The sequence below is a fragment of the Aerosakkonema sp. BLCC-F183 genome (assembly GCF_041929145.1).
GTDB lineage: Bacteria > Cyanobacteriota > Cyanobacteriia > Cyanobacteriales > Aerosakkonemataceae > Aerosakkonema.
The window spans coordinates 28,656-42,325 of sequence record NZ_JBHFNU010000068.1 but is presented as its reverse complement, the minus strand read 5'-3'; the positions used below and the strand labels follow the sequence as shown (position 1 = coordinate 42,325).

11 protein-coding genes and 1 pseudogene are annotated in these 13,670 nt (G+C 40.7%); 6 read left to right on the top strand and 6 right to left on the bottom strand.

What is annotated here, in order from left to right:
• Nucleotides 1-3 precede the first annotated feature (3 nt).
• From ACE1CD_RS20240 to ACE1CD_RS20225, 4 genes are read right to left on the bottom strand one after another with little or no spacing between them, the layout of a single operon-like run.
• Nucleotides 4-729, bottom strand: a complete 726-nt coding sequence (locus tag ACE1CD_RS20240) for a hypothetical protein (protein WP_374794682.1) — start codon at nucleotides 727-729, stop codon at nucleotides 4-6.
• Nucleotides 730-748: 19 nt separating this feature from the next.
• The gene (locus tag ACE1CD_RS20235; protein ID WP_374794681.1) at nucleotides 749-3,532 is read right to left on the bottom strand and encodes a hypothetical protein; all 2,784 of its coding nucleotides are present in this window, start codon (nucleotides 3,530-3,532) and stop codon (nucleotides 749-751) included.
• Nucleotides 3,533-3,545: 13 nt separating this feature from the next.
• Nucleotides 3,546-3,890, bottom strand: coding sequence for a hypothetical protein (locus tag ACE1CD_RS20230; protein WP_190474673.1), 345 nt, complete (start codon nucleotides 3,888-3,890; stop codon nucleotides 3,546-3,548).
• A 37-nt stretch (nucleotides 3,891-3,927) separates the two neighbouring features.
• The gene (locus ACE1CD_RS20225; RefSeq protein WP_374794680.1) at nucleotides 3,928-4,557 is read right to left on the bottom strand and encodes a hypothetical protein; all 630 of its coding nucleotides are present in this window, start codon (nucleotides 4,555-4,557) and stop codon (nucleotides 3,928-3,930) included.
• Between the two features lie 393 nt (nucleotides 4,558-4,950).
• Here ACE1CD_RS20225 and ACE1CD_RS20220 point away from each other — a divergent pair, with 393 nt between their 5' ends.
• From ACE1CD_RS20220 to ACE1CD_RS20210, 3 genes are all read left to right on the top strand, one after another.
• Nucleotides 4,951-6,627: an AAA family ATPase gene (locus ACE1CD_RS20220; protein ID WP_374794679.1), complete on the top strand. Its 1,677-nt coding sequence runs from the start codon at nucleotides 4,951-4,953 to the stop codon at nucleotides 6,625-6,627.
• Between the two features lie 2 nt (nucleotides 6,628-6,629).
• A complete protein-coding gene (locus ACE1CD_RS20215; protein ID WP_374794678.1) occupies nucleotides 6,630-7,226 on the top strand; it encodes a DUF192 domain-containing protein in 597 nt (198 codons plus the stop codon).
• Nucleotides 7,227-7,681: 455 nt separating this feature from the next.
• Nucleotides 7,682-8,542 carry a hypothetical protein gene (locus tag ACE1CD_RS20210; protein WP_374794677.1) on the top strand — a complete coding sequence of 287 codons (861 nt, stop codon included), beginning with the start codon at nucleotides 7,682-7,684 and terminating at the stop codon, nucleotides 8,540-8,542.
• A 269-nt stretch (nucleotides 8,543-8,811) separates the two neighbouring features.
• Here ACE1CD_RS20210 and ACE1CD_RS20205 read toward each other — a convergent pair whose 3' ends face one another.
• Entirely contained in the window at nucleotides 8,812-8,982 is a 171-nt protein-coding gene (locus ACE1CD_RS20205; protein WP_374794676.1) for a hypothetical protein, read from the bottom strand.
• A 148-nt stretch (nucleotides 8,983-9,130) separates the two neighbouring features.
• On the opposite strand from ACE1CD_RS20205, the pseudogene ACE1CD_RS20200 reads away from it, so the two are divergent.
• The 3 genes and pseudogenes from ACE1CD_RS20200 to cas2 form a co-directional block, all read left to right on the top strand.
• Nucleotides 9,131-9,857: pseudogene (locus ACE1CD_RS20200) on the top strand (transposase); the annotation flags it as partial.
• Entirely contained in the window at nucleotides 9,856-10,014 is a 159-nt protein-coding gene (locus ACE1CD_RS20195) for a hypothetical protein (RefSeq protein WP_374794675.1), read from the top strand. The pseudogene ACE1CD_RS20200 and the gene ACE1CD_RS20195, both read left to right, overlap by 2 nt.
• A 3-nt stretch (nucleotides 10,015-10,017) precedes the next feature.
• A complete protein-coding gene (gene cas2, locus ACE1CD_RS20190; protein ID WP_374826086.1) occupies nucleotides 10,018-10,317 on the top strand; it encodes a CRISPR-associated endonuclease Cas2 in 300 nt (99 codons plus the stop codon).
• 535 nt (nucleotides 10,318-10,852) lie between these two features.
• Here the strand turns inward: cas2 and ACE1CD_RS20185 are convergent.
• Nucleotides 10,853-13,327, bottom strand: a complete 2,475-nt coding sequence (locus ACE1CD_RS20185; protein ID WP_374794673.1) for an NACHT domain-containing protein — start codon at nucleotides 13,325-13,327, stop codon at nucleotides 10,853-10,855.
• Between the last annotated feature and the right edge of the window lie 343 nt (nucleotides 13,328-13,670).

The following is a 13,670-nucleotide window of genomic DNA, read 5'->3' as shown; positions in this document are numbered from 1 at the left end:
TTTTTAAAATAACTTGGCTTGGGATGTGATTCTGAGTGTTCCAAGTCCTGCGCCTACTATTTCGCTGGAACGAGCTTGATTTTGGCCGTCTATGGAACGGGAAATATTAGTGAGATTGATGTTAGCTAATTCTTGACGCTGTGCTGCTTGTAAGTTATCCTTTCGCAACCCACCTAGCATTGAAGAAATCTGAACGTTTTGCTGAGCGATCCGCTTCATTACATTTTGAGTAACGACTTCTTCAGCAGCTAATTCTGCTTGTTGTTGTACTGTATCAACAGATTGTTTAGTAGCAGCGATCTCTTCTTTGGTTTGTTGCTGTCCTTCTTGCCCTAATGTGGCAGCAGCAGAAGCTCTGGTAATTTGGCGATCGACTTCGTTGGTTGTGCGATCGATTGGATTAACAGCTACATCAGAATCACCTAAAGTTTCTTCGACACCTTGACGGGTAGCAATCGGATCTGGAAAACCTAAAGCTCCTTTAGCTTCATTAATGGCTGATTCCAGGTCTTCATTGATAGCTTCTTCCAGAGGTTTGATTTTGTCTGTAATCACCTGGCTGATGTATTGTTCGGCTTGATTAATGTAACGCTGAACTTGCTCTACTAAGTCGAACAAAGGATTGTTTTTGAGGAAATCTAGGGAGACAGCAGCAGCAGGAGACGATGATATTCCCCATAACAAACTACTGACTACAATTCCGGACACTATTTTTTTCTTGGACTGCATAAAATTCTCCTTGATTTAACTAAGTGGCTTTCACGCCAGCGACAAGTTGCTTGGCATATTCTGTAAGCGCAATCAACTTATCTTCGTGTTGAGCCATAACTTTGGTGCGTGCCGCTTGTTCTTCAGGATTATTAGCTACAACGCCTAACAAATGGGGTGATGGATAATAGCGGCAGTATGTATAAATTCCACTGTCATCTAGTACCCATTGCGAGTACATCCCGGCTTTTTTGGGAAAGAAACTTTCTGTAGAGTTGCGACTAATAATTTCAGGTGGATATTTCAGAATTTGTACGAAGCTGTCAACGGCTGTTGGTTGAATTCGACCGATCAAACGAGTAGTGAGGTTTTGAAAAATTTTGGCTCCGCTAGGAGACTTAGCAATCGTGTCTGGGTCTTGAGCAGATAAAATGACTCGAATTCCAGCTTTGGCTCCGTTCGCACAAAGCCTGCCTACCAGAGCGGCAATGCTATCGTATTCAAATAAAATCGGGCTTTCATCGATGAAGAATATGGAGGCAGGAGCCGCCAAAGCTCTCCTTAAAGCAGCTGAATAAGCTGATAGGGAAAGGATAGCTGCATCTTCATCGTTGGAAAGATTTCGCAGAGCAAAAACTAATAATCTGGCATCGCTGCGAAAAGTTGAAGGGGAAGAAATCGCTTTACCGACTCGCGATGACATCCAAAATCGCAATCGCAATTTAATTAATGGCAGAGCGCTTTGAATGTCTCCGGCGATCGTATCTAGTTGCAAGCGCTCCGAAGAGCAATAATTTAAGAAGTCAGCTAAGGTCGGCGTGGCTTGCCATTCGGGAGAACCAAAGCCGTTGATAAATGCTTTGGCATAGCGATCGCGAATTTGCCAATCGCCAAAAAACTCTTCCAAAGCAAGTGCCAAAATTGAGCGAATGGTGTCCGATAAAGCTTGCTCTCTAGCACCTTCACCACGCTTGGTTCCCACAACCATTGCCATGAGAGCGGAAGTGAGAAACTCTTTATAGTCTTCAAATCGCTCTTGCTGAAGTTTCGGTTCGAGGGTGCTCAGATCTGGTAACTCGAATAAATTAGAGCTTTCCTTACCAATGTCGAAATAGGCACCATCTTGCCCCATGAAATAGGTGTAATCGGTAAAAGTGCTAGTCCCATCTGGTTTGGGGTAATCGAGAGCGACAACGGGCATCCCCTGAGCTAGGGCTTGGGTCAGAATTCCTGCTGCCGTGACAGACTTACCGCTGCGAGTCGTACCAAATAGCCCTAGATTTTTGTGTTGCGTGAATAAATTGAGGAATACTGGCGTACCTCCTTCCTCTGCAATCAACTCAAAGCCACAATTGTCACCAGAACGGGTGCGAACTAGAGCCATAAAACCAGGAGCTTCGCTGCTCAGGTAAGGCAGGCGGCGGTTAAAAGGAGTGGTTAGTAGCCTGTCCCAGCAGATGGGTAGTGTTTGCAGCCATAGTTTCCAAGGGTATTCGGTTTCCCGTAGCACCCAAGCTGGACGCAGAAACAGCGACTGAATGTGGCGGCAGTCGTCATCCAGCTTGCTGCGGCTGTCGCGGTAGACTAGGAAAGCGACGGCGGTGTGGATAGTGACAGCACCTCGATATAGTTCGGCTTGGGCTGCGATCGCATCTTCTACTTTGAGCAAGGAACCAACATCAACCGAGTTTTGTTCTTTCGCCAGCTGTGCCGATACGGTTGATTGCTTGGTGATCCGCTGCATATTCGTCTTCACCAAAGTGTCATTAGCCCGCATCATCTGGCAGAAAATCTCAGTATCGTAGATGTCCTCCCGGCGCATCACGTTGTCCCAAAAGTATCTCAACTGTTGTTCTTTGCTGACCCAACCTCCTGGCTTATCAACAAAAGTCAGCACCCCAACGTATTTACCGTTAACGTTTACCCACCGTCGGTCGGCAACAGGTACGCTAGAATGCGATTCCATTAATAAAGTGACCGGGTGAACTTCCGAACAAACGTCTTCTCGCAACCCATCTTCATCTAGCACCAACAACTGGGGTACTGGAATTGTTGGTGTATTGTTAAACCTCTGCCACAAATGCCCCCATAATTCAACAGCAGTTAATGGGCGAATATCTAATCCCATTTTGTTAGCCAGCAATTGTTCCCAGATTTGAAATCCATCCGTAAAAGATGAATAAATTAGTTTCTCAACTCGGATGTATTGCAAGTGCTGCAATTCACCTGTAAATTGCTTCCACGATCGTTCAAGTTTGGCTAAAGCTTTCTCAATCAAATCCGTTGTTCCCTCAGTATCTGGCTCAACGGTATAAGTGCCATATAAGCGTAAGAACTTTGGCTTGCGAATGCCCATATCAGTCAGTTCTTGTACCCGCTTGCGTTCACCCATGAGCAAATATTGCAGTTCTGTATTGGGTGCGTGTTGGCACAAGTTTTTCAATTCTTCTTGTCTGGCTGCATCTGACGTGAAAGAACCTAAGTTGATGGTTAACCGTTCGTTCTCCGGTAAGTCTTTTAAACTGGCTTCAATCGCATCAAAAATTGGATCGATTTGTTCAGTTCTTAGAGTGGTATGAATACCTTGGCATTCAAACCCGAACTGAAGCATAAAGCTGTTTTCACCTTTTTTGAGCAGGTAAGCACCTATCTTTCTACCTCTCAGTTCAATTTGCACCATTGACGCTAAATGGCATTCATCTTCAAAGGGCGTGGCTCTAACCTTGGTTTCTCCATCATTTATCCAGCGCTTGCCAATCTTAGTTTTGGTTTTTACCTTAATTGGTTGAGCCTTCTTTTTGTCTTTTTTCTTAAACCCAAACACAATCTCCCACCTTCTATCGTCGATATTTGTTAACTTTTTTGAATTGTCGATTTGGCGTAGGTTTTAGCATTCTGCGATACTGTCCAAATCCTCTAACCCAAAAGGGAGTGGAAATAAATTTTGACAAGAATTTCCAAGCTTTACTCCCTGTCAGTACCCACCAAGTAGAGATTCCCCAGCCAGCAATCACCCCAGTCCACAACCAAGAAAGACCTAAAATAAGTTTGCAAACCCAGTAACTTGTCAAACAAATACCTGCCCAAGGAAATATTTGATCGGCTGGGAATGGCCCCACTTTGGGAGCCTTTCCCAAAGTAGGGTTAACGGCTCGAAATCTTTTGTTATTTGATTCGGGCATCGATTTTTACCCAAAGTGGAGTTAACTAAAACGAAGATTAAGGAGCAGCACCAGGGCCACCAGCTGCACCACCAGTAATTAGTCCAGCTAAGATATCCCCTAAAGTTACTGTGACCAGAATAATTAGAGGAGTTCTGGCTAAAGACTGCCAATCTTCGTCATTTCTGGCTGCTGCAATTACTCTGACTAAAGCAACTGCTAAATACAAAACAAAAATTGCTCGTAATGTGTTAAAAACGACGCTGTAAATATCAGTTCCACCAGCTCCAGTACCACCAGTAGCACCGTTAATTGGAAAAGCGCTACGCAGCCAATTTTCAGTTTGAATAAAAAATTGAGCGTGAGCAGGAGCGCTAGTAATATCCAACCACCACAGCGTTACTATCACTGTGCAAAGTAAAGGTAGAATGTTGACTTTATGGCGACGCTGCCAGTGCCAAAACCCATTAAAGAATTTGTTGATTTCGCGAGGCCATATTACCGATGCCGTTCCGATAATGCCAAGCCCAAAAGCAAGGAAACTGGTAACACCGCCATCTACCACCATGTCAATTAAAAGTAAGACTGTTGCTGTTGACATGAGTGCGCTAATAGGTATCCGTGCCAAAAAGCTTTGGTTTTTAAGCTGGCATGAACGCACGCGATAACGCGCAAATTGAGAAGTCATAAATTCTATTTTCAACTCCAATAGCTCTAAACAAGTCAGTGAAACAGCTAGTTATTGTGAATTGCTGTTTTAATTATTCTTTCTATTTAATAGCCCGACATTAACTGACTATCCATCTTTCTAAAGGCAGTAAAAAGCTCCGCTATTTTTGTGTGCTAAATGGGAGAAAACTTATGCAACTTGAGGCGGAAAAACCACAATTACTTTTGGAATAGCGCTTCTCTGTCTTTAGGCGTAAAGCTTAGCTAAATTTAGCGGTAACTGTCGATTTTTAAGACTATACCGCCTTAGAAAAATTTAAAGATATTGTTCCCACTGAAGGTAGGTATTATTTTTGGAAAAACTTTGCTAGGAAATAGGTTATGACGTAAAAACTCAAGCGGACAAAATATTATGGACTGGCAAGACCTGGATTTATTAATAGAAACTGTTAAAGTCGTTTCCATTCAGTGTTCTGCTATAGAGCAGCCGAATACATTGAAATGGATTGATGAACGGTTGGCAGTTCCCAGGAAGTTGCCAGTATATGTTTGGAATTATGGACAAGAGGTTTTTGAAGTTTACGGATCAAAGCTATGTCAAAAAGTCTGGGATAAGTTTCAACCAATTAATGACTGCTTAATTGACCTGGTTAACTTTTTGCTACAGTGCGAAGAGCCTGGTATCTTTGTGGTAGAAAATTTACAGTTTTTTATAAATATTCTACCTCAAACAGACTCGCTCTGGTGCGCTCGCGCTCTAAAAATCAACGACAAACTCAGAACTATCTTTAATACCTGGCGCTTGAGTCAGTCACCCAAATACCTGATTCTGCTCTCGACAATGGGTGTGGATTTACCTTCACATCTGGTAAATCTTATCCCAGAATTGTGGAAGCCTCTGCCCAAACCTGAAGAAATCTTCTCAATAGCTAATGAGGTTTTAAATGAAGAGAGTGTAGATAAAAATGCTTCTGACATAAACACTTTAACTTTGGCTGCTTCTGGATTAACTGAAGAGGAAATCAAAACTGGGCTTCGCTTAGGTTTGAAGCGTTGTAGCACTAAGGAAAAAGACGCACTTTTCTTTTTACTTCAATATAAAATCAACCTACTTCGCAGCCTTAACTTAGAGTTCATACCCAAACCGGAAGTCAAAAGTTTTGGGGGCTTGGACTTGCTTAAAAAAGCATTTATCGAAGTTAAAAACAAGTACTCTCCAGAAGCTCGTGCAAGCAATCTTCCCCTTCCTAAAGGATGCTTGCTAGTAGGTCCACCGGGGACTGGCAAAAGTAGGGCTGTCAAGGCTTGCGCTGTCCTACTGGACTTCCCGCTAGTCATGCTAGATGTAGGGACGATAGTAGCAGGCGGTCTAAAGTTCCTTAAAGAGGTGCTGCGGCGAGTGGAAGCACTTGAACCTTGCGTCATAGGATTTGACGAATTTGACAAACTCTTTGCCGCCTCAAATAATTCAGGAGAAGACATTGCCAACAGGCAAATTCTCGGTACGTTACTAACCTGGTTGCAAGAGAAGAAAAGCAAAACCTATGTAATTGCCACGCTCAACCGCCTCAAATCGCTACCACCAGAATTAACTCGTGCGGGAAGGTTTGATAGAAAATTTTATGTTGGTTTACCTCAAGCGATCGAACGGAAAGAAATCATCCAGCTGCACGCTTCCCGATATGATTCCCGGTACGCTACGGGCGATGGCCCATTAAGTGAAAGTGAGTGGCGCACTCTGCTGAATAGTTCTACAGTTAACTTCAGTGGCGGCGAACTAGAAGCAATAGTAGAAAGAGCGGTCAACAAAATTTTCCAACAAGCTTTAGCAGAGAAACGCCAAACAATGCAAGCAGGACTGGCGGATGCAGTGACTCCTATAACCTTCAAAATAAATGCTGATGATTTAATAGAAGCTGCCTCCTCAATTCATTCACTCTACTCAATAGACCCCGACAGAATTATTGCAATTCAAAACCAATCTAAATACTTTTGCGAACCATCGAGCACTCCTGATAGTTCTAAGTATGCACCTCCAATCCAAACATTTTGGGGTCAACCAGTTTCGGTTTCCACAAATCTTGATTAGCCATGCAGCATAGTAAGAATCGGATTGATAAATTTATTGACTTGGTTGGAGTTTCTATAGGCTGTGTTTTGGTGGTCGGTTCCCTGACTCAAATTATTACCACCATACAAAAGCGATCGACTCGTGAAACTGAAAAGCCAATAGCTTACTTGGTAGTGGATAATCGTAAGGTTCCGCTACAGATTGCCCGGACTCAAAGAGAGCAGGCGCGAGGGTTGATGTATCGAGACAAGCTCAATGGCTTGGGAATGTTGTTTCCCGTCCATCCGCCAAGGGTCGTGTCCGTGTGGATGAAAAATGTTAATGAGCCTCTTGATATTCTGTTTGTCCGTCAAGGTAAGGTAGTTGCGATCGCACCCTCTGTCCCCCCTTGTCTCGATCGGCGTTGCCCATTATACAAACCGCCCGTTCCTGTTGACTTGGTAATTGAACTACCTGCTGGTAATGCAGATCGATTTAAATTATCTGTTGGTTTGGAGCTTGCTGTACTCACACCGACGCAACCACTAACAAAACAACGAAGAGAGCCAACCTTATTCTCAGGTTTTATCAAAAAATGTGTACTCATTACACATTTTTCCACCGAGCCAAATTTTTAAGGAATTTGCGAGGATCTTTAAGGAATTTGTGAGGATTTTTGAGGAATTCGTGAGGGACGTTGTTGTACTTCTTTTGGGGTGTTTCCTCAAACATTCCTAAAAATTCCTCAAAAATCCTCAAGTATTCCTAAAAATTCCTCAAAAATCCTCACTATTGTTAATAAGTATACTTGCTTATTATTTGGATTGTAACCATAGAGCGATCGCTACTACAACCGGGGAAGTAAAAACCCATGCCTAACATTTCATTTAAAATTAATTCCAACGCCAGATTGTTACGATAAAACAGTCCTGATAAATTTTAAATAACCAAATTACAAAATACTTCTGTTATGGAATACGCTGCATCGATTAGATACGGAGGCCAACTATTTAGCGCGTCTGACTGCAACCACGGGGATTTTTTAAACTTAGGATTAATCTGTCCTAACTGCAAAGATTCGGTGTTTTTAAGAATGGCTCATTCACGCTTAACTTCACAAGGCAAAGCGGTTGCAGTCCGCGCTCAATTCGTCCATCGTGCTGATACTAATCCTATCTTGGTAAAACAATGCGAAGCTAGGGTATCCAAATATAGTGTTTCTGAGATTCAACGCCGCACCAGAAATGCAGCCAACCAAAGGTTGAAACTCTTACAGCAATGGTTTTGGAAAGTATTCCTTACTTACAACAGGCATTATGTTTGCGAACTGCCACCTAATCCTTACGAAATAACTAACGAATGTCTTGAATTATTTGTGAAATTTCTAGATAATTTTGCCACCAAAAAAGTGTTACTTTTGACAGCTAAAGACCATTTTTGCGAGCTATTCACATCCAAAAGTAACCGAGGACAACTACATAGCTGGTTAGACACTTTTTGTAACGAATATGTCACAGGAGTCAAAAAAATAAATCCCTATGAGAGCTGGGAATCCAAATTTATCCTTCAGCAAAAGCTAGAAATATTTAGGAATTCCGTTGACCTCAATATGCACCGTTTAATAGTCAAGGAAGTTTTGGAGTTTTTGAGCGCCAAAAGCTCCAAACCACTGCTTGAAAAAGTGTTTTGGTATCAGGAGTTTTTGCTTTCAGGAGATACACCACAGCAACAAGCGTTTAGAGAGACATTCCAAGAGATTAAAAATAAAGCGCCCCATCTGAAAGAATACGAAATCAGAGCTAACTGCCACCTTTGTCCAATCCTTCGACTTCTGTCAGAGGTAGCTTGGGCAGACGCTTTCTCTGATTTGAGCCAAAAGCCAATCAAAAATAATGAAATAATTCAAAACAAGCCACCAAAGCAAGTTTTTAGTGTTGGTTTGCAGACAAATTGAAAATTTTTGAATGTATTTCCTGACGGGGCGACAACAATCTGTGAAACCCTCACTCAGTAATGGTTTTACAGATTGTTGTCAAAAAAAATAGGTCAGCTAGGCGGGAGCTTGGGTGGAATCTCTTACGTTGTTGGCTGAACAAACTATATCGACAGGGTATTAATTTTTGGGACTTTTGTGAAGAGCGTTCGTCCCCTCAAGACACGAAATTCCCACCAGTGAACAAACGAGAAATGGTGTTAGAAATAACTACATAAACAACCGCCTAGCTAAATTTTTTCTCTGGTAAAACGATACCTTTTGACTGCTAATCCATTCCTGGCTTGTCGAGATTCTATGGCTGATATCACTGCCATATACAACTCATATTCATCTTCAAACATTTGACCAGCTAATTCATCTTCCTTAATTCTTTGCCATTCGTTTTCGATGTGATTCAATTGGGGCTAATAACTAGGTAATAAGAATATATATAACCCCTAGTGACGCCATCGTTCATAGTTAGTTTTAGTTACCCCTCTTCTGTCACTCTCCGAGTATGATGAATAGAAGAATCAAAAAATAAAACTCTACAAGGCAGGTAGGGCAATGGATGTAGAATTCCAAGTCCGAAAACATTTGGCTTTCTTATGCCCAGCCAACAGTTGCGCTCGTAGATGAATACTGTGCTGAGTATAAACACATATTTAAAGAAGTAAGAAATTATGAGTGTTTTAAATATTTACATTTAGGAATAATGTCACCGCTTAAAAGAAAATCGCTGCCGGAGATAGCGAAAGTTGTAAGTATCAAGTCTCCTCAGTCATTACATCATTTTCTAGCGAAATCAGACTGGTCAGTAAATAAATTAAAAAGGCGGAGATTAAACAAAATCAAGGAAACATTAAATGGCCAGCCAATTACTGTAGTAGTAGATGAAACAGGAGACAGGAAAAAAGGCAAAAAAACTGATTACGTAGCCAGACAATATTTAGGGAGTGTGGGCAAAATAGATAATGGTATAGTTTCAGTAAATGTTTATGGAGTTTACGCGAATATAACCTTTCCTCTAATTGTTAAAATAAGCAAACCTAAAGGGACGCTAAAGGCCGAAGATAAATATCAGACCAAAATAGAATTAGCGGCAGAAATTATTACTTAAGAACTTGGGTAGAATATGGTTTTCGTCAGTGTAAGCAGGAATTGGGTTGGACAGATTATCGGCTGACTAATTTTCAGCATATTGAGAGGTGGTGGGAAATTATTTTTTGTGTATACACTGCGGTTTAGTTTAAATTACCCAGCTTTTTTAGACTTGGATCAATCCGCGCAAATTGGTCAACTTGTACGAACGCCGTAAGGAAGAAAGTTGGAAACACCCGGTTACTGGATATTCGCTTACCTATCGCCGTTTGTTTGAACTAGAAGTGCGACTGCTAGAAAAACAATGGAACGGTGAAGGCGACTTGTTTGGTCGGTTAGTGGTACGGTGAGGTATGGCAATGGCAGAAGATCGACATTCGTACTTAGTTGCCTATGATATCCGTAGTCCCAAACGTTGGCGCAAAGCTTATCAGTTACTCCAGGGATATGGTGAAAGGCTGCAATATTCTATCTTTCGTTGTTGGCTTACTCAACGGGAGCGAGAAAAATTACGCTGGGAGTTAGAAAAAATCTTAACTGCCGACGATGACCTGCTGTTGATACGTTTGTGCCATCGCTGTGTAGAAGGAATCAGGTTATACAACCGACCCGGAGCATGGCCAATAGAAGCGCAAACTTATCGGATTGTCTGATGCAAGCACCTGTTCGCGTAACGGAAACGGTGGGCATTGGATTGCTCAAAACCCTGATAGGAACTAGCGTAAGCTCGTTTTTTCGGTGTGAGGAGGTACTTGCAAAATGCTATGACTTAGATAGGATAAGGGTTCTACGATACAACTTCACCCCGGTTTTTTGCTAAACTCGACTGCTTCGTTGCTACTGTTACAAGGTGCTTGTAAAATTGTGTATCAGCATCCAGTACGCTCGGATTTCAGGCGACGCCGTTAATAACCTTTGATTGCCGTAAGGCGTTGATCACAAATTGACCCTGACAATCAGTATCGCTTAATCATGTTAATAACCTTTGATTGCCGTAAGGCGTTGATCACTAAACCCCATCGCCGTCATCGATCGTCCGGTACTGGCGTTAGACTTTGAAAGTTTTAAACAGAGGGCTAAAGCCAAACCAACTAAAGCAGCGTAAGTTTAATTTATGATGGGAGTATTAGGTCCTTTGGAAACTTATACCAATTTCCCACAATTGATAGGAGTTTCTAATTAAAGATTTTAAGAAGCCTCTATCTCAATTTCATTGAATGGTAAAAGCAATGTTGATTGGATAAAATCTCTAGTTTCACGCTTGACATAACATGGCGATTGAAGGCAATCTAACAACAATTTATTAGCGTAGCAATATGCTCGTAACATTCCCCATTCTTGCTCGGTATCTAATTGCCAATCATAATCAATATTGCGATATTTACGATTCAAGCCTTTAAGCTTATCACCCCAAGCACCACTATCATGCTTATACCAATGGTAATATTCATCCCAATGATCGTAAACCCCTTCTGGCAATTCTTCATCTAGGTTGATAAGTTCTTTCTGAAAATCTTGATTATCAGTCAATGCTATGGCTGAATATAACGCATCAGATAAGGTGTAAAAATTAGTATCGTCAATCGGATGCTTGTTATACATTTCATCAATTTCATAATCCTCATCTCCTTCATAAAGGCTAATAGATGTAAATTCCTCATTTTCAGGATTCCTATTAGCAATGCGATTTAACAAAGATGCTTGAGCGCGAGCATGAGCCAAATTAAGGTCTAAAGCTAGATTTGGATCGTCAAGAGAAGCACGGAAATTTCCCATACCAAATCCTGAAGCACATCCTTCATAGAAGCTTAACTGAATATTGGAATCTAAAGATTGTAATAGATCGCTCATCTCTAAAAATTCCCAAGGTGAATAGGGAAAATAGTTTGTATTATCTAATATGTCAATACCTACAGCCAGACAAATGTAAAATGCTCTAATTGCATTAGGCTGATGAGAGCTAGATATTTGACGCGATTTTTGACTAGCCCAAGTTAACAATTCTTGAATAGTTCTATTTTGTGCAGCGGCTAGATCGATTTGATATTTCATTGATAGCAAAAGCACATCAGCACTTCTTAGCATCTCAGTAGTTAGCAAGAAAACTTCACGCCATTGTTTATAAAAAGCGTATTTAATTAAATTATTCAGACCAGAATCGTTAAATTCGTTTGGATTAGCTTTTGATACAATCTCTTTGGCAGCAAAATACTCGTGAAATGTTAAATGAGAGAATGAATAAACTTCTCTAGCTCGTTCTACTAATAACCCATGCTGTGCCTCAATAGATTTTAATACAGCTTCGCTATCTAGCGCTAAAGCTTCTGGAAGTTGGGAATATTCTGGCAAGTTTTTAATATAAGAAGCTATATATTCCTGCACATCCTGTTTTCTCCAGAAATATTCCCCTTTCTCAAAGGTTATTAAAGCTAAATAGCTAAGTAAATCTTCTTTGCGCGGTACAGAGAGATGTTTATAAGCGTTATCCCGTTCAATAATACGAGTAGCATCCCATTTCCTTAAAAGTGTATGAGTTGCCCTTTTGTATAACTCAGCACGACTATTAGGAAAGTCTCCAGCATCTTCAAATTCAATACATAACAAAGTTAACAGTAGTGGGTTATTAGCTAGTTCCTTGATTGATTGGTTTTTTTGGAGGTGTTCCATAAACCGTTGGTCAGAATTAGAGATATTATTTTTATATGAAAACCACTTACTGACAAAGGTTTGGATTTGTTCTTGGTCGAAATCAGCAACTTCTACATCTGTAAAATGCTCAAATGTATATTCCTTGGCTGCAATTCGGCAAGTCAGGATAAATTTGTTATTAGGGAATCTTTGAGAAATATCACGGATCTCTTTTAAGACATGGCGATCGTATTCTTGCCGAACTTCATCTAATCCATCTAGCAATAATAGTATCCGTCCTAGCTCAAACAACCGAACTATTTGGTTATTGTCAATGTGGTTATTAGATAATTCCTTCCCAATGTAATCAAGTAAACCTATTTTAACATCAGGGTTAGCAAATTCTTTGAGATATATGAATATTGGTACATAATTATTAAAAATATTTCCTGAAATACATTGAGTTGCTAGATACCTTAAAAAGGTCGTTTTCCCTGCTCCTGGTTTCCCTAAAACCATCAATTTGTCATACTTGGTCACTGCCTCTAATCCAGGCACTCTTTCTTGAGCAACTTTAGGAAGTCCTAAGCGCTCAAAATAATTTACTGAAAATTCTTTGGTAAGCTCATCAATGCTTTTTCGTTGTTTATTAGTAATTTTTTCTAAAATATTGACAGTTGTATAAATATGATTGACCTCAATAGGGTACTGCATATCTAATACCCGCATTATCCCACATTTTTGAATAATGCTTGATTGACATTTTTGCCGAATATCTACAACTAGCTGCTCGATTGATTCAGTATTTTGAGGTTCGGATAAATCAGCAACATCTTTTTGATTTATCTCAAGGATAGTACAGATTTTGATAAAATTCTCTTTATCAATAGGCTGACTAGAGAAGAATTTATAGATAGTTGAACTAGATAGTTGAACTTCAACTTCTAATTTTTCCTTAGTCCAACCTTTTAGGCTGAGAGCAGCTTCGGCAGTTTTAGAACCTTCACGAGATAATCTCAAAGAACGTTTCGACATAATTAGTTTTCATCTGATTTATGGACTATTTCACTGTAGCAATAAGTTTTACAAGGTTTAGCTAAGAAATCTCTGACTTGTCTGTGACTTATCTCTGACTTATTTTTAAAACGATTACTCTTTCGTCTCCTAATTGGAATGGCCCCGCAAACATAAATAGTCAGACCTGCTTCCAAGGGGATTTTCGACCCAAATTATGGTGCAACTGAAAAGGTTCAGGGGGCGACAAGCGCCCCCAAACCAAGATGGAACAAGGGTTGTAGGATTTAGACTGGGGAAAAAATTTAGTAGCTTATTGAGAACAGACTTTCTTGAGAGAAAAATAAACCTAAATTCAGTCACC

Excerpts from the sequence above, each read along its gene's own strand:
- ACE1CD_RS20210 (WP_374794677.1), top strand. The coding sequence starts at position 7,682 with ATGGCTCATTCACGCTTAACTTCACAAGGCAAAGCGGTTGCAGTCCGC.
- ACE1CD_RS20240 (WP_374794682.1), bottom strand. The coding sequence starts at position 729 with ATGCAGTCCAAGAAAAAAATAGTGTCCGGAATTGTAGTCAGTAGTTTG.
- cas2 (WP_374826086.1), top strand. The coding sequence starts at position 10,018 with ATGGCAATGGCAGAAGATCGACATTCGTACTTAGTTGCCTATGATATC.
- ACE1CD_RS20225 (WP_374794680.1), bottom strand. The coding sequence starts at position 4,557 with ATGACTTCTCAATTTGCGCGTTATCGCGTGCGTTCATGCCAGCTTAAA.
- ACE1CD_RS20215 (WP_374794678.1), top strand. The coding sequence starts at position 6,630 with ATGCAGCATAGTAAGAATCGGATTGATAAATTTATTGACTTGGTTGGA.
- ACE1CD_RS20185 (WP_374794673.1), bottom strand. The coding sequence starts at position 13,327 with ATGTCGAAACGTTCTTTGAGATTATCTCGTGAAGGTTCTAAAACTGCC.
- ACE1CD_RS20230 (WP_190474673.1), bottom strand. The coding sequence starts at position 3,890 with ATGCCCGAATCAAATAACAAAAGATTTCGAGCCGTTAACCCTACTTTG.
- ACE1CD_RS20220 (WP_374794679.1), top strand. The coding sequence starts at position 4,951 with ATGGACTGGCAAGACCTGGATTTATTAATAGAAACTGTTAAAGTCGTT.